Source organism: Geobacillus sp. FSL K6-3411 (genome assembly GCF_037965715.1).
GTDB lineage: Bacteria > Bacillota > Bacilli > Bacillales > Anoxybacillaceae > Geobacillus > Geobacillus thermodenitrificans.
On the sequence record NZ_CP150187.1, the window covers coordinates 202353 to 218281 of the forward strand.

Consider the following 15929-nt stretch of genomic DNA (forward strand, 5'->3'; position numbering starts at 1 on the left):
TTGATGAGAAAGGAAGGAGGGAGTCGGGGTGGGTTCTAAAAAAGAGGAGTTATGTTCTTCAGCTGTTCATACAGCAGGCGTTAGTGAATTCACGATTCCGCGAACGAAGCAGCGAGTGATGTATTCTAGCTATCGGAATCGTGAATATCGGATTTTTGTCGCACAACCTGATGCGGATCCACCTCCTTTGGGATTTCCAGTGATTTATGTACTTGATGCCAATTCGGTATTTGGGACGATGGTGGAAGCGATGCGTGTGCAGGCAGGACGTCCTGATCGCACAGGAGTTGTTCCTGCGGTGATTGTTGGTATTGGTTATCCAACTGAAAAGCCATTTTCTCCTGCTCGTTTTTACGATTTTACTATGTCTGTTCCGGAAAGCGGATTACTTGTTCGTCCAGATGGAACCGCATGGCCGGAAATGGGAGGAGCAGAGGCTTTTTTGGAGTTTATTGAAACAGAACTGAAGCCTGAAATAGAGCGAGAATTGCCAATCGATCGGACGAAGCAGGCCATTTTTGGCCATTCCCTCGGTGGCCTCTTTGTTTTGCAGGTGCTTTTTACGAAGCCGACGGCTTTCAGAACGTATATTGCCGGAAGTCCTTCGATTCACTGGAGTAAACAGCTGTTGCTTGAAGCAGAACAACGTTTTGTTGCTCGTATCAAACAAGAAACGCTCAACGTTGACGTACTTTTGGCGGCTGGAGAGTTGGAAAGAAGCCACAAAAGCCGAATTAACGCTCATGCTGAAGAACTGGCAGAACGCCTTTCCGCCTTCGCTGATTTTGGGGTATATGTGGAGTTTCAGGAATTTGCCGGGGAAGGGCATGTCACGGTATTGCCAGCCCTCATCAGCCGAGCTCTACGATTTGTATCGAGAAACAGCGTATAACGAATTGTTTCGTCCTTAGGTTGCATCAAATGTTTATCTCAATTTCACACATTAGACAGTAAAAAGATTCATGTCATTCGAGGTGGCAAACAAAAAGGGCTCGGATAGGAAGGGCTGAGCCCTTATTATTATTTTTTCAATCGGATATCAGTTGCTTCTCCATGAGATCCATTCTCTTTCTGTGCAAGCCCCATTGCAATTCACATAACGTTGTACCCAAACCACAAACGCCCAGTCAATGCTTTTGTCATCTTTTTTGGTTAAGCGCCCGAAACCTTTTTGATATAGAAAGCGACCATAAGAAGCAATTCCTCGACCGTTAAGCCCCCGTACTTGATGGAAGAAGGGCTGTTTTTTTGCGAGAATCATCAACGTTTGTAACGGAGCGTTCTTCTGCAAGGGGAATGCTCTTTGTTTTTATCATGTTTCACAGCAAAAATATAATTAAATTCGATAATTATTTATTGAAAAACGATAAATGAATGATTAAAATAAAATCAAAAACAAATCAGTGAGGTGCTCGTGGTGAAACGAGAAACAATTTTTTTGAAAGTGGCTGTTGTGTTGATTGGTCTTCCCGTTCTTGCGTTGTGCATATTTTTGGTGCCTGTGCTTGGGGATGTGGCGGTCAAGTTGTTGCCGAAGTTTCCTTGGATCAAGTATTTCGTTTATCTTGTGTTTGATACGTCCGCGTTGCCGTTTTATTTTGCGCTCTATCAGGCGTTTCAGCTATTAACGTATATTGATCAAAATAGCGCGTTCTCTGAACGGTCGGTGAAGGCGTTGAAGGCAATCAAATATTGCGCTGTTGTCATCTGTGGGCTGCACATGCTTGCCTTGCCGCTGTTTTATCTTTTTGCCGAAAAGGATGACGCCCCGGGTGTCATTTTCGTTGGGTTGTTGGTGCCGTTTGCTTCGCTGGTGATCGCCGTCTTTGCCGCGGTGTTACAAAAGCTGCTTCAACAAGCGATTGAAATCAAACAGGAAAATGAGTTGACCATTTGAGGTGGATGACATGCCGATTATTGTGAATCTTGATGTCATGTTGGCCAAGCGGAAGATGAGCGTCACGGAGTTGTCAGAGAAAGTAGGGATCACGATGGCAAATCTGTCGATCTTGAAAAACGGAAAAGCGAAGGCCATCCGCTTTTCGACGTTAGAAGCCATTTGCAAGGCGCTTGACTGTCAGCCCGGGGACATTTTGGAGTATCGAAGCGAGGAAGGGGAGTCAAATCCGTGAGTAGGGAGGAGACGGCTTGAAAGGGGAGAAACACGAGGTAGCGGTGAACGAATGCCCACCGTTTTGCCTGATGATAGTCCGGGTGCGCCAGTTTTGCAGAAAATCGTGGCTGATCAAAGCGTTTGTGCAGCTCATTCGCTTCGGTTGGGCGCAGGCGTTGTCTTGCGTGTTTCCGGTTGTTATTTTTGCCTCATTGGCGCTGACGAAACTCGCGCCGCTCCCTTTGTTGCCGAGGTATGACTGGCTGCTCATCATTTGCCTGCTCATGCAATGGTGGATGGTGCGATCAGGGCTGGAAACGCGGGATGAGCTCAAAGTCATTACTGTCTTTCACTTGATTGGGCTTGCATTAGAGCTGTTTAAGGTGCGTATGGGTTCATGGGCATATCCGGAAGAAGGGTATACGAAACTGTTTGGCGTGCCGTTGTACAGCGGATTCATGTATGCAAGTGTGGCGAGCTATCTTTGCCAGGCGTGGAGAAGAATGAAAGTGGAGCTTGTGCGATGGCCGCCGTTTTGGTTGGTCGTTCCGCTGGCTGCGGCGATCTACTTGAACTTTTTTACCCATCATTATTGGGTGGACGTTCGATGGTGGTTAGCAGGCCTTGTGATCCTCGTTTTTTGGCGGTCATGGGTCGTGTATGAAGTGGGGGGAATTTGCTATCGGATGCCGATCGTCCTTTCGTTTTTACTGATCGGATTTTTCATCTGGATCGCTGAAAACATTGCCACCTTTTTTGGTGCTTGGCAATATCCAAACCAAGCAAAGGCGTGGAGTCTCGTTCATATAGGGAAAGTAAGCTCGTGGGTGTTGTTGGTCATTGTCAGTTTTCTTATTGTGGCAACGTTAAAGCAAGTGAAAGGAAGAGCTTCTGCCGGCACCGTCGTCAATGATGAACAAAAGGCGCTGCAGACGGGACAATGAAAATGCGTTTCTCAACATATAAAGCCGAGTGGGGCTAAAGGTTGCGCCCTCGGCTTTTTGGTTCGATATAGATTTCGCTGGATCATCCAATAGCCTGTTAGGTGTATCGGGTGTACGGTAAAATCGTTTTGTGTTCGCAGTGACGGCTGTTTTGACTTGTTCAATCTCTTGCTCGTAGTGCGCCGCAACAGTGCGACGGAGTCAAACAGCAATAACGGCGTCATCGGTTTTTTTTAGAACGAACCGGCAAACGGCCATGGGCCGTCCATTTCGAGAAGTAGTTGTTCCTTTTTGTCACGCTCGCGGTAGCACACGTTTTCTCCAATCACTCTTTCTGTTCTTTGTTTGGATACAAACGAAATTTGAATGCTTTGTTTTGCTTGGTCAGATCCAATCCCCTCACTTCTGACCTTGATTTTCAATGTATTTTCTTATGACCTCGATTGGAGCGCCGTCTGTTGTAAGCAGACAAAAACTTCTTGACCAAAAAACATCTCTTTCCATAGTTTTTTCGGATATGAGGAAGATGTTTCTTTATTAGTCGAGAACTTGCACTCTTATAAGCATTGATGAACGTTGATCATTCAGAATTAGGATGTGCTTTGAATAAGATGTGAACATGATTTTTATCGTGATTCCATTCTGTCAAAGTAATGTGATATTGGCTTCCAATCTCAATAAACATATTTTGGAAAATCGAGTGTTTCATCGGTGAATACTTCTCTGCGATCCTTCACGACGAATACAAGATAGTAATGTAAAGAGAACATTGAATGGTTATTACTATCCAATTTCATTGATATATCAGTCCTTTTTTATACCTAAGACTGATTACATCAAAACCTTTGGCTAAAGCCAACCGACATTCATCTCCCGTCTACTCATTGGGCTATCGCCCTTCCCATTCCTTGAGGTGGGAGACTTCTGTCGGAAATTACGTTAAAAATGCGCTTGATTGGGCTCGTGAAGCTTGGAACAACAAGGCAGCAGGAATTGTCAGTGACGGTTCGACTGGCGTAGCCCACGCTGCTGAGCATTTGCGTGGAATTTGCGGTGAGCTAAAAATCGTTGATGTCCGTACACATCCAACATTGTCGTTGTTTACCGATTTCAAGAATGGAACCGTGTTTAAGCCACAGGCGTTCCAAGTGGAACAAGTCAACGTGATGCTTGATGAGCTTTTATTATGGAGCGTTAAAAACTGTACGATAAAATGAAGGCGAACGAATAATGGCGCAAAAATACAAATGGGCGTTATTGATTTTGCGGGTCACTTTAGGGTTGATGTTCTTTATTCACGGCGTTGCCAAATTCCAAATGGGTCTTGGCAATGTAGCCGGTTGGTTTGAAAGCATCGGTGTTGCCGGATTCCTCGGTTACGTTGTCGCCTTCATTGAATTGACCGGGGAAGTGGCCTTAATCGTAGGATTAGGAACAAGAGTTATTTCGGCGCTGCTTGCATTCGTGATGTCTGGCGCGACCTTCACTGTCAAGCTGCCGGCCGGTTTCATGGGCAATAGCCAAACCGCAGGGTATGAATTGGATGTTGTCTTATTGTCTGTAGCTATTGCCCTTTGCCTCAGCGGCAGCCAGCTATTCGCCTTGGATAATAAATGGTTTGGATCGTCAAAGAACTAATAAGACAAGATTTCCCTGTTTCTTCACTAGAAATTTACTTTGGAGCACACGTTACGGAAAAGATGGGAATCACTCCGAACGTGTGCTTTTTGTTGGACGTCCGTTTCTTTTTCCGTTGTCCTACTGTTCATCCCCATTCCTTATCAATCCGATACTTGCGAATGCGGTATTGCAAGTTTTGCCGGCTTAAGCCAAGCGCTTTAGCGGTTTTCGTGATGTTGAAGCCGTGGTGTTGCAGCGCTTTGCGGATGTAGTAAATTTCGACTTCCTCCATATATTTTTCGAGTGGCAGAATGTCTTCTGTATTAAACAAAAAGTCTGTTTTCGGTGCATCGGGTGCAAGTTTCATGCGGAACGAAGCTGGAAGATGATCGAATGTGATCGTTTCTCCCTCGTCCATCATCTCCAACGTTTCATCGATCACCGTTTCTAGCTCGCGCACGTTGCCAGGCCAGTCGTAAGCGAGAAACGCCTCTTGCACGTCATCCGCAAGTCCTTCCACGTTTAAGCCATAGCGTTCATTGCCTTGGCGGATGAAATGGTCGGCCAATGGCAAAATGTCCTCTCTTCTCTCGCGCAATGGAGGCAAAACGATACAGTGCACCGCGAGCTGGTAGTAAAGCGATTTTAGCAACTCTCCTGTCTGGACGGCGTCAATCGGGTCACCGCTTGTCGAGGTGATAAGGCGGACGTCTGCACGAACGGGCTTATGGCCATGGACGCGGGTAAACTGTTTTTCCTGAAGGAAATGCACGAGCTTTTGTTGGAGCGGCAGGCTTAACGAATCGACATCATCGAGTAGCACAGTGCCCCCATCCGCTTGTTCGAACAAACCAGGCTGGATCTCGCCGTTTTCTTCGCTGCCAAACAGCATCGTTTCCATCCAATCGTCCGGGAGCGACAAACACGTTTGCGCCAAAAATGGTTTCAAGCGCCGTTCACTTTCGTAATGAATGCAAGAAGCAAGCAAATCTTTTCCTGTCCCTTTTTCACCCATAAGCAGTACCGGGGCTTCCGAGCGGGCGGCATGGCGGGCTAGGCGAATCGCAGCTTGCATCGCTTCGCTTTGGACGATGATGCCTGCCAGTGAGCGGCTTAGTTCTCCGCGTTGGTGCTGCTCGGCAATCAGCTTGCGGAATTTCGTGACGTCTTTGGCGATTTCCACCGCTCCGATGATGCATCCGTCTTTCCATAATGGATGTGTTTGATTGATCGTTGTCACTGCTTGCCCTTTGTTGTTGAAGTATGTTTGTTGCTTGTTCAATATGCTTTCACCGGTGCGCAGCGCTTCAAGCAATGTGCTCGGCTGTTCCGGATGGAAGCGGAAGACGTCTAAAATGTTCTTATCAAGTACATCCTCGACGTCCATTCCCTCAATGTCCCGCATTTTTCGGTTGTAAATGACTGTTTTTCCTTGTTGGTCGACCGCATGAACACCAAGGTCGATCATTTCGAGAATTTGCTCATACATGGATAAAAGCGTTTCCATCTCCCGGTTCACGATCAGCACCTCTCCTTTCCTTGTATTATAACACAAGTAGCTAGCGAAGAGAGGAATGACAAGGGAGGGGAAGAAGGAGATCGAAAAAATTTTTTGCCAAATATATTGAAAATAGAAAAAATAAGCACCATAATAGAGATGCGGCTGTGAAATATGCGAAAAAAAATTTTGCCGGAGAAAAAACGCCGTTTACTTGATAGAAATGTAAGCGGTTGCGAAATCTATAAGTAGTGGAAGGGAGAGATTTGGATGCCACCAGCGCAGGAATTGAAACGAGAGCTAAAAAGTAGACATTTGTTTATGATTGCGCTTGGCGGGGTGATTGGAACCGGTTTGTTTTTAGGATCCGGATACACCATTCATGAAGCGGGACCTGGAGGAGCGATTGCCGCCTACTTATTCGGCGGATTCGTCATGTATTTGACGATGCTTTCGTTAGGGGAATTGGCTGTGAGGATCCCTGACGCTGGGTCATATCAAACGTATGCGACGAAATTCATCTCGCCGGCCGCAGGGTTTTGCATCGGCTGGCTGTCATGGCTCAACTGGTCAGTGACGGTCGGCATTGAGCTGCTTACAGTCAGCATCCTCATGAAACGCTGGTTCCCTGATGTGCCAACATGGGTGTTTTGCGCTGTCTTCGCCTTGTTGTTGTTTTTGGTGAACGCCTTGTCTGTCAAAGGTTTCGCTGAGGTGGAGTTTTGGTTTTCGAGCGTGAAGGTGTTGACGGTCATCGCCTTTATTGTTCTTGGTTTGGCGGCGATGTTCGGCATCGTCCATATGAAAAGCGGACAACCCGCCCCGTTTTTCTCGAACTTTACAGACCATGGCGGCTTGTTTCCTAATGGGTTTTGGGCGATCTTTACAACGATGATTCTTGTGAATTTTTCCTTTCAAGGAACGGAATTGGTGGGGGTCGCAGCCGGAGAAAGCCGTGAGCCGGAGAAAACAGTACCGATTGCGTTGCGCAACACGGTGTGGCGGATTTTGATTTTCTTCGTTTTGGCCATTTTTGTACTTGCTGGTTTGTTTCCATGGGAGAAAGCTGGTGTTGTGGAAAGCCCGTTTGTCGTGGTATTTGACAATATCGGCATTCCGTATGCGGCCGATATCATGAACTTTGTCATTATTACCGCGGTGCTGTCGGTAGCTAACTCAGGATTGTATGCGACGTCACGCGTGCTATGGTCGATGTCGCGCCAAGGCATGGTTACGCCGTTTTTCAGCAAACTCTCGAAGCGGGGCGTGCCGATCAATGCGCTAATCGCCAGCATTGCCATCGGATGCTTGTCGTTGCTGTGCAGCGTGTACGCAGAAGATACCGTGTATGTTTGGTTGACGGCGATCGCTGGGTTTGGCGCGGTGACTGTTTGGGCCTCCATCGCGCTGTCGAGCTATTTGGGACGGAAAGCGTTTTTGCGTGAAGGCGGCGATGTGCGCGATTTGAAATACCGGACGCCGCTCTATCCGTTCGTACCGCTGGCCGCGTTCATACTGAATATGGCGATAATTGTCGGATTGGCTTTTATCCCTGATCAACGGATCGCGCTTTACTGCGGCATTCCATTCTTGCTCGTGTGCTATGCGTATTATCACCTCGTGGCGAAAAAGCGAATCCATCTTCAACGCACAGAAGAAGAGGTAGAGCTGAAAGCCGCCAAGTAAGTAAAAATCATTGAAAAAAGCCATAATAATTTGCATAATATAACTATGAAACCGTTTTATTGCGAAAAATTTTTTTGCTCGTGAAAAGGAGGACGACGAAATGGTGCAGCCGTATAAACATGAACCGTTTACTGATTTTACCGTGGATGCGAACCGACAAGCATTTTTGGCAGCGCTCGAAAAAGTCGAAGCAGAGCTTGGCCGTGAATATCCGCTTATCATCGGCGGCGAGCGGGTGATGACTGAAGATAAGATCACCTCGGTCAACCCGGCGAACAAAGCGGAAGTAATCGGCCGGGTGGCAAAAGCGAACAAAGAGCTCGCCGAACGGGCGATGAAAACCGCTGATGAAGCGTTCCGCACATGGAGTCGGACGAGTCCGGAAGCGCGGGCGGATATTTTGTTCCGCGCAGCGGCCATCGTACGTCGACGCAAGCATGAATTTTCCGCTTGGTTGGTGAAAGAAGCTGGGAAGCCGTGGCGCGAGGCGGATGCTGATACGGCCGAAGCGATCGATTTTATGGAATATTACGGACGGCAAATGTTGAAGTTGAAAGACGGCATTCCGGTTGAAAGCCGTCCAGGGGAAACGAACCGGTTTTTCTACATTCCACTTGGGGTCGGAGTCGTCATTTCGCCGTGGAACTTCCCGTTCGCCATTATGGCGGGGACGACAGTCGCTGCGCTGGTTACGGGCAATACGGTACTCCTGAAACCGGCAAGTGCAACACCGGTCGTGGCGTATAAGTTCGCGGAAGTGCTCGAGGAAGCTGGTCTTCCGGCTGGTGTGCTGAATTACATCCCGGGCAGCGGTGCGGAGGTTGGCGACTATTTGGTTGAGCATCCGCGCACACGATTTATCAGTTTCACCGGATCGCGGGATGTCGGCATCCGCATTTACGAGCGCGCAGCGAAAGTACAGCCAGGACAAATTTGGCTGAAACGCGTCATCGCAGAAATGGGCGGCAAAGACGCCATCGTCGTTGATAAAGAAGCTGATCTGGAATTGGCAGCGCAATCGATCGTCGCATCGGCGTTTGGCTTCTCGGGTCAAAAATGTTCGGCATGCTCGCGTGCGATCATCGTCGAGGACGTCTACGACCAAGTGCTCAATCGCGTCGTCGAGCTGACAAAACAACTCAATGTCGGCGATCCAGCAGAGCAAGCAACGTTTATGGGACCGGTTATCGACCAAGGAGCATACAACAAAATTATGGAATATATTGAAATCGGCAAACAAGAAGGCCGTCTCATGACCGGTGGGGAAGGAGACGACTCGAAAGGATTCTTCATCCAACCAACGGTATTTGCGGATGTCGATCCAAATGCGCGCATTATGCAGGAGGAAATTTTCGGGCCAGTCGTGGCGTTTGCGAAAGCGCGCGACTTTGACCATGCGCTTGAGATCGCGAACAACACGCAATATGGCCTGACGGGCGCTGTTATTTCGCGCAACCGTGCGAATCTTGAAAAAGCACGTCATGAGTTCCATGTCGGCAACTTGTACTTCAACCGCGGCTGCACAGGGGCGATTGTCGGTTATCAGCCGTTTGGCGGTTTCAACATGTCGGGGACGGACTCCAAAGCCGGCGGCCCGGACTATTTAATTCTCCACATGCAAGCGAAAACCGTATCGGAAATGTTTTAATGCCGGGGTGGCCACGGCCACCCTTTTTCGATGAGGGAGAAATAAAAAGGGGGATTGTGATGGCGACGAAATCTGAACAGCTTATTGAACAGACGGAGCGGTATGGGGCGCACAACTATCATCCGCTACCGATCGTCGTTTCCGAAGCAGAAGGGGTATGGGTCAAAGATCCGGAAGGCAATCGTTATATGGATATGTTAAGCGCGTATTCAGCAGTGAACCAAGGTCATCGTCATCCGAAGATCATTGAGGCATTGAAAAAGCAAGCTGATCGGGTGACCTTGACGTCGCGCGCTTTTCATAACGACCAGCTCGGCCCGTGGTACGAAAAAGTGTGCCGTCTGACGGGTAAAGAGATGGTGTTGCCGATGAACACTGGTGCAGAAGCGGTGGAAACGGCACTGAAGGCAGCGCGCCGATGGGCATACGATGTGAAAGGTGTTGCAGACAATCAGGCGGAAATCATCGTTTGCGAAGGCAACTTCCACGGACGGACGCTCGCTGCGGTATCGTTGTCGTCCGAAGCGGCTTACAAACGCGGGTTTGGCCCGTTACTGCCAGGGATTAAAATCATTCCTTACGGCGATATCGAAGCACTAAAGGCAGCGATTACACCAAATACAGCGGCATTTCTCGTCGAGCCGATCCAAGGTGAAGCGGGCATCCGCATCCCGCCGCAAGGGTTTTTAAAGGCCGCATATGACGTGTGCAAGGCGAACAATGTCTTATTCATCGCTGATGAAATTCAAACCGGGCTCGGCCGAACTGGGAAGCTGTTTGCCTGCGATTGGGAAGCGGTTGTGCCTGATATGTATATTTTAGGAAAAGCATTAGGTGGCGGTGTGTTCCCGATTTCATGCGTTGTTGCCAATCGCGATATTTTGTCGGTGTTTGAACCGGGCTCGCACGGCTCGACGTTTGGCGGTAATCCACTCGCTTGTGCGGTATCGATCGCAGCGCTTGACGTCATTGAAGAAGAAAACTTACCGGCTCGTTCGCTTGAGTTGGGCGAGTATTTCTTAGCGAAATTGCAACAAATCCAAAATAAAGACATTAAGGAAATTCGAGGTCGCGGCTTGTTTATCGGCGTCGAACTGCACGGCCCGGCGCGTCCGTATTGCGAAATGTTGAAAGAACAAGGGCTGCTTTGCAAGGAGACGCATGAAACAGTCATTCGTTTCGCGCCGCCGCTTATCATTACAAAAGAAGAGCTTGATTGGGCGCTTGAGCGAATCGAGAAGGTATTGTCTCAACCGGCCGCCAGCCAGAAGCAATGAGGATCAGAAAATAGAGTAACGGTTGATACGTATATACTGTGAATTCAAAAAGGTGTCCTATTTTTCGATGGGACACCTTTTCTTGTTGCAAACATCCCGTTGCTCCGGCTGTGTAGATGGTTAGACAAGGGACAGTTGCCTTCATTTCCTGTTCGGAAAGAAATCGGTATTAGCCGTGTTTTTTGCTTTGCGGTAATTGCCCATTTTCTGTTAAGATAAGGAAAGGACTGTGCTCATGAGGCATACAAATCATACAGAAACGAAGGACGAGTGACTGGAGGAAGGAAACGTGCAGGCGTGGATTACTGAGTTTATGGAACAGTTCGGCTATATCGGCATCTTTTTCATGATCGCACTTGAAAATATATTTCCGCCCATTCCATCGGAAGTCATTTTGCCGTTTGGCGGATTTATGACGACATACACAACATTGACCATCCCTGGCGTCATCGCAGCAGCCACTGCCGGGTCGGTCGTCGGGGCGATCGTGCTGTATGGTATCGGTCGGTTGTTGTCGGTCGAGCGGCTCGAGCGGATCGTCGACCGCTGGGGCGGATGGCTGAGAGTGAAGCCAGAAGATATCGCCAAGGCGAACCGGACATTTCAGCGCTACGGAGTGTGGGCGGTATTCCTTGGTCGTATGATTCCATTGGTGCGCAGTTTGATTTCGATTCCCGCTGGCATGTCGAAAATGAATATATGGCTGTTTGTCTGGCTGTCGGTGTTGGGAACACTCATTTGGAATACGCTTTTAATCTCGATCGGGGCGGCGCTCGGCCAATCGTGGGAAAAAGTATCTGAAGTGATTGGGATGTACGCCGAAGTGGTGTATGTCATTATTGCTATAATTATTTTGGTTGCAGCTGTCCGCTTTTGGAAACGGCGTCGGGCTTCTTAGTTCCGATATCTTAAGGGGTTTCTTTCCAGAAAGGGCTACCCTCAAGGTTGCTTTTTTAGCCTTGGAGGTAGCCTTTTTGTTCTTCCAGTTTCGTTTGCTTTGTTCATGAGCGGTCTGAGCAGTAGAACACACGAGGGTGGTTTAGTTGGTATCCTGGATCTCTAAGCGTGAGCGTTCAACAATATAGAAAAGGAAGCTCCTGCTTCAAAGGAAACAGGAGTCGAGACAAAGATGAAGGCAATTAAACGAGCTTCGCCGCAATCTTTGGTTCACCATGTCCGTCAAAAGGATTAACGTTTCAATAATAAATAAATGAAGTACGGTGCACCGATTAATGACACAACGACTCCTGCTGGGAGCGGTTCGGCAAGGGCATTGCGCCCAATCGTGTCAGCCGTGAGCAACAGCCAGCCACCGATGAGCATCGAGGTCGGAATGGATCGCTCATGACGAGGCCCGACGATCATTTTGGCGATATGCGGCGCCATCAATCCGATAAAGGAGATGCCTCCAGTTACAGCGACGGCAGCTGCGGCGACAGCGACTGCTGTTGCCATCAGTACGAGCCGCTCGCGGCGAACATGGACGCCGACACCAATGGCCACCGGATCACCTAAATGCAAAAGGTTTAACCGTTTCGACCGGTAAAGGCCGATGAATGCACCGATGACAAGCCACGGCAGCATGGCGAAAATGAACGGCCAATCATCGCCCCAAATGTTTCCGGAAAGCCATCTAGCAATAAAATCAACTTTTGTCCGATCAGCGGCGGAAATGAGAACGATCATGAGCCCGGAGAGCGCCATGGAAAACCCGACCCCAGTGAGCACGAACGATACCGGTTGCAGCCCGGTTGTTTTATTGTAGGAAACGGCGTAAATGGCCGCTGCCGTCAACAGCGCTCCGACTAAGGCGACGAGCGGCAAGGCGTAAAGAAATGTTCCTGCTTCAATCGGGAAAAATAAAAAGAATAAAGCGACGCCGGCGCCAGCTCCGGCGTTGATGCCTAATATACCTGGATCGGCCAGCTCATTTCGTGTGATGCCTTGCAACATCGCTCCTGATAAGGCGAGCGCCATCCCGGCGAGCAACGTAATCACGATGCGCGGCAGACGGAGAGAAAATAAAATAAACTCTTCTTGCATCGAACCGTAGCCAAATAACGTTGGAATAATGCGGCCATATGAGAGTGGCGCTTCTCCAGTACCTAACGCGATGGCAACTGTTGCAGTAATGAGCAGGAAAAGCAGCACCAATACGATCGTGATGCGCATTCTCATTCAAAGCCCCTCCCTTTTTTCCGCACGACAAACAGGAAAAACGGCAAACCGATCACAGCAACGATGGCTGCCACAGGTGTTTCAAACGGGGCGTGAATCGTGCGGGCCGCCGTATCGGCGAGCACCATGGCTATCGCGCCGACTGTGGCCGACAACGGGATGACAAACCGATAATCTGCGCCGGCGATCCTCCGTACGAGATGAGGAATCATCAAACCGATAAAGGTGATGTTGCCGGCAATGGCAACGGACGCTCCTGTTAAGAAAAATACGGCCACAAACAGCCACACTTTGACGGCGGTTGTTTTTTGTCCGACGCCAACGGCGACGTCTTCACTTAAACTAAGGATCGTCAGTTGCCGCGAATACAACACGGCAATGGTGAGCCCGATCACAATGAGCGGAATGATGATCGACAATTGTTTCCATGAAGTTCCGGCCACCCCGCCTGACGTCCACATGGAGACATCTTTCGAGATATGAAAATAAAGGCTGATTCCTTCAGCTGCCGCGAATAAAAGTGCTGAGACAGCTGAGCCAGCTAAGACGATGCGCAACGGTGAGAAACCGCCTTTGCGGGCAGCGCCGATGCCAAAGACCATCCCCGCTCCGGCGGCCGCCCCAAGCAAACAGGCGACCGTGATGATGAGATAATGAGCAGAAGGAAAAAAGGCCATCGTCATCGCCAATGCCGTGTTCGCTCCAGCAGTGAGACCAAGCAGCCCTGGATCGGCAAGCGGATTGCGCGTCATTCCTTGCATGATCGCTCCGGCCACCGCGAGTCCCGCACCAACGATCGCAGCCGCCGTTTCACGCGGCAGACGGAGCTCGCGAATCAAGTCAAGTTGTTTGCCTTGTTCATCGGAAAAGAGTGCGCGCCATACGTCACTCCATGTTGTATCAGCGACGCCGATGGCCATGGATCCGAACCAGATGGCCATCAGCAGGACAAGAGAGAAGAGAAACGTATAACGAAACGGCCATAGCCGGCGGTTTGCTTCCATCGGCGGTTTCCCCCTTTTTCACAAGAAAGGACGGGACATTCACTATTTGTGAACGCCCCGTCTCATCATTATTATTGGCCTAAAAAATGCTTTTTAAAGAAATCGAGCTGGTAGTCTAACGTAATTGGGTCGTTGAAATAAAACGCTTTAGCATCAGCGACAAACATATGACCGTTTTTCACAGCAGGGATGTTTTTAAACGTATTCGTTTCCATAAACGATGTGTCGTTGTCGCCGTTTTTACTTAAGATGAGATAATCGCCGACAAACTGCGGCAATGCTTCAAGGGAAACAGCGTAATAGCCCGGTTTGAGCGCTTGTTCTTCCACGGCTTTTGGCATTTTCAGCTTCATTTCTTGATACAAAATTTCCGTGCCGCGCGCCCAGTTATTGCCGAACACATACAGCTGCTTATCAAAGTTTTCGGCTACGGTGACGGTTGCGTTTTCACCAATTTTTGCCCGGATTTCTTCCCCAGCTTGTTGTGCCCGTTGTTTGAAGTCGTCAATCCACGCTTTCGCTTCTTTTTCTTTATTTAACAGTTTACCAATTTCTAAAAACTGTGTTAAATAATCGACCTTTCCGTATGTAAAGGTGACGGTCGGAGCGATTTTGCTTAATTTGTCGACGTTTTTCGTATTGGATAATCCGATAATTAAGTCCGGTTTTAACGCCATAATTTTTTCAATGTCTTCGTCTGTCACGACTTCCGCGTCTTTCAGTTTTTCTTCAAAGAGCGGATTCATTTTCGACCATGAATCGACACCGACGATCGGAACGTCTAAGGCAAGTACATGCCCGGCAAACGTTGATAAGACGACGACCCGTTTCGGATCAGCCGGTACTTCTACTTCCCCGTTTTCCGACTGATACGTAATCGTTTCTGGCTTTTTCTCCTCCGGTGAAGCGTTATTTTTCTTGTTGTCGTCCGCCGCATTGCCGCAGGCGCTTAACAGGAGCGTAAAAAGAAGCAACAATGACAGCCATGCTTTCCTCATGATGAATAAACTCCTTTCAGCAAATGATACGTAAAACAAACCGGCTTGTTCGTCCGAGGGTCGAGGCCGATGTCAGCATCAATGCCAAACACATCGCGAAGCACATCACGGCAAATGACGTCTTCGCTCGGACCGGCTTTGACGATCGTGCCCGACTTCATGGCGATCACATAATCAGCAAACCGCGCCGCTTGGTTAATGTCATGGAGCACCATGACGATCGTCCGCCCTTCTTCTTTGTTCAGTCGTTCAAGCAACTCGAGCACTTCGAGCTGATGGGCAATATCCAAATACGTCGTCGGTTCATCCAAAAAGATAATGTCCGTCTCTTGAGCGAGCGCCATAGCGATCCAGACGCGCTGCCGCTGTCCGCCGGAGAGAGCGTCAACCGGCCGATGTCTCAAATCGGCTGTTTTCGTCACATGAAGCGCCCAATCGATCGCTTCATAATCTTTTTTTGTTAGGCGGCCAAATCCTCTTTGATAAGGAAAGCGGCCGTACGATACGAGCTCAGCGACCGTTAACCCGCTTATCGCTTCCGGTGTCTGTGGCAAAATGGCCATTTTTTTCGCCAGTTCTTTCGTATGTTGTTGTGAAATATGTTTGCCATCCAAAATGATTGTGCCAGACTGCGGAGAAATGATACGCGTTAGCGTCTTGAGCAGTGTCGATTTGCCACATCCGTTCGGTCCGATAATGGCGGTGATTTGCCGGTCGGGAATGCGAACAGATAAGTGTTCAAAAATTGTCCGGTCATCGTAGCGGACGGTCAACTCCTCGGCGTACAGGCGAACCATACGGACACCTCCTTTTGGACTAGGAAAATGAGAATCAATATCAATATTATTCCCAAACTTCATTATAACGGATTCCTTAAAAAAGACAATAGATTTTTGTGAATAAACCGTGAATTTTCATAAAAACAGTGGCTTACGTCGTTTGAAGAAGGGGGAATTTACATAG

The 15929-nt window shown here is 48.8% G+C and carries 15 protein-coding genes and 3 pseudogenes; 10 read left to right on the plus strand and 8 right to left on the minus strand.

From position 1 onward, the window contains the following. Window positions 1-28 precede the first annotated feature (28 nt). Window positions 29-892, plus strand: a complete 864-nt coding sequence (locus NSQ22_RS01085; protein WP_029761572.1) for an alpha/beta hydrolase — start codon at window positions 29-31, stop codon at window positions 890-892. A gap of 228 nt (window positions 893-1120) precedes the next feature. Here the strand turns inward: NSQ22_RS01085 and NSQ22_RS01090 are convergent. Beyond that, window positions 1121-1201 (minus strand): annotated as a pseudogene (locus NSQ22_RS01090) (iron-enterobactin transporter ATP-binding protein); the annotation flags it as partial. A gap of 216 nt (window positions 1202-1417) precedes the next feature. Here NSQ22_RS01090 and NSQ22_RS01095 point away from each other — a divergent pair. Genes NSQ22_RS01095 through NSQ22_RS01105 form a run of 3 tightly spaced genes read left to right on the plus strand, consistent with a single transcriptional unit; the run spans window position 1418 to window position 3057 of the window. Then, window positions 1418-1897: a DUF2975 domain-containing protein gene (locus NSQ22_RS01095; protein ID WP_008881516.1), complete on the plus strand. Its 480-nt coding sequence runs from the start codon at window positions 1418-1420 to the stop codon at window positions 1895-1897. Window positions 1898-1907: 10 nt separating this feature from the next. Continuing rightward, window positions 1908-2132: a helix-turn-helix transcriptional regulator gene (locus NSQ22_RS01100; RefSeq protein WP_008881515.1), complete on the plus strand. Its 225-nt coding sequence runs from the start codon at window positions 1908-1910 to the stop codon at window positions 2130-2132. Window positions 2133-2148: 16 nt separating this feature from the next. Then, a complete protein-coding gene (locus NSQ22_RS01105; protein WP_081157216.1) occupies window positions 2149-3057 on the plus strand; it encodes a DUF817 domain-containing protein in 909 nt (302 codons plus the stop codon). A 325-nt stretch (window positions 3058-3382) separates the two neighbouring features. Here NSQ22_RS01105 and NSQ22_RS01110 read toward each other — a convergent pair whose 3' ends face one another. Both NSQ22_RS01110 and tnpA read right to left on the minus strand, forming a co-directional pair. Beyond that, complete coding sequence (locus NSQ22_RS01110; protein ID WP_080320074.1) at window positions 3383-3460, minus strand: helix-turn-helix domain-containing protein; 78 nt, start codon at window positions 3458-3460, stop codon at window positions 3383-3385. Then, window positions 3457-3854, minus strand: a pseudogene (gene tnpA, locus NSQ22_RS01115) (IS200/IS605 family transposase). The gene NSQ22_RS01110 and the pseudogene tnpA overlap by 4 nt, the downstream one beginning before the upstream one ends. 141 nt (window positions 3855-3995) lie before the next feature. Between tnpA and NSQ22_RS01120 the strand changes: the two are divergent. Continuing rightward, a pseudogene (locus NSQ22_RS01120) lies at window positions 3996-4274 on the plus strand (NAD(P)H-dependent oxidoreductase); the annotation flags it as partial. Between the two features lie 13 nt (window positions 4275-4287). Then, a complete protein-coding gene (locus tag NSQ22_RS01125) occupies window positions 4288-4695 on the plus strand; it encodes a DoxX family protein (RefSeq protein WP_029761568.1) in 408 nt (135 codons plus the stop codon). Window positions 4696-4822: 127 nt separating this feature from the next. On the opposite strand, the gene NSQ22_RS01130 is transcribed toward NSQ22_RS01125, so the two are convergent. Then, window positions 4823-6196 carry a sigma-54-dependent Fis family transcriptional regulator gene (locus NSQ22_RS01130; RefSeq protein ID WP_008881512.1) on the minus strand — a complete coding sequence of 458 codons (1374 nt, stop codon included), beginning with the start codon at window positions 6194-6196 and terminating at the stop codon, window positions 4823-4825. Between the two features lie 249 nt (window positions 6197-6445). Here NSQ22_RS01130 and NSQ22_RS01135 point away from each other — a divergent pair, with 249 nt between their 5' ends. The 4 genes from NSQ22_RS01135 (at window position 6446) to NSQ22_RS01150 (ending at window position 11684) form a co-directional block, all read left to right on the plus strand. Then, on the plus strand, window positions 6446-7861 hold the full coding sequence (locus NSQ22_RS01135; protein ID WP_008881511.1) for an amino acid permease: 1416 nt from the start codon (window positions 6446-6448) through the stop codon (window positions 7859-7861). A gap of 100 nt (window positions 7862-7961) precedes the next feature. Next, the gene (gene pruA, locus NSQ22_RS01140; protein ID WP_008881510.1) at window positions 7962-9509 is read left to right on the plus strand and encodes an L-glutamate gamma-semialdehyde dehydrogenase; all 1548 of its coding nucleotides are present in this window, start codon (window positions 7962-7964) and stop codon (window positions 9507-9509) included. 59 nt (window positions 9510-9568) lie between these two features. After that, window positions 9569-10786: an ornithine--oxo-acid transaminase gene (locus NSQ22_RS01145; RefSeq protein ID WP_008881509.1), complete on the plus strand. Its 1218-nt coding sequence runs from the start codon at window positions 9569-9571 to the stop codon at window positions 10784-10786. A gap of 289 nt (window positions 10787-11075) precedes the next feature. Then, window positions 11076-11684 carry a DedA family protein gene (locus NSQ22_RS01150; RefSeq protein ID WP_008881508.1) on the plus strand — a complete coding sequence of 203 codons (609 nt, stop codon included), beginning with the start codon at window positions 11076-11078 and terminating at the stop codon, window positions 11682-11684. Window positions 11685-11974: 290 nt separating this feature from the next. Here the strand turns inward: NSQ22_RS01150 and NSQ22_RS01155 are convergent, their stop codons facing one another. The 4 genes from NSQ22_RS01155 to NSQ22_RS01170 all read right to left on the minus strand — a co-directional run bounded on the left by NSQ22_RS01155 (window position 11975) and on the right by NSQ22_RS01170 (window position 15763). Then, the gene (locus tag NSQ22_RS01155; protein ID WP_008881507.1) at window positions 11975-12964 is read right to left on the minus strand and encodes an iron ABC transporter permease; all 990 of its coding nucleotides are present in this window, start codon (window positions 12962-12964) and stop codon (window positions 11975-11977) included. Beyond that, window positions 12961-13968: an iron ABC transporter permease gene (locus NSQ22_RS01160; RefSeq protein WP_011886651.1), complete on the minus strand. Its 1008-nt coding sequence runs from the start codon at window positions 13966-13968 to the stop codon at window positions 12961-12963. Before NSQ22_RS01160 ends, NSQ22_RS01155 begins: the two co-directional genes overlap by 4 nt. Window positions 13969-14039: 71 nt before the next feature. Next, window positions 14040-14966 carry an iron-hydroxamate ABC transporter substrate-binding protein gene (locus NSQ22_RS01165; RefSeq protein ID WP_008881505.1) on the minus strand — a complete coding sequence of 309 codons (927 nt, stop codon included), beginning with the start codon at window positions 14964-14966 and terminating at the stop codon, window positions 14040-14042. Beyond that, window positions 14963-15763 carry an ABC transporter ATP-binding protein gene (locus NSQ22_RS01170; RefSeq protein ID WP_008881504.1) on the minus strand — a complete coding sequence of 267 codons (801 nt, stop codon included), beginning with the start codon at window positions 15761-15763 and terminating at the stop codon, window positions 14963-14965. The genes NSQ22_RS01165 and NSQ22_RS01170 overlap by 4 nt, the downstream gene beginning before the upstream one ends. Window positions 15764-15929 lie beyond the last annotated feature (166 nt).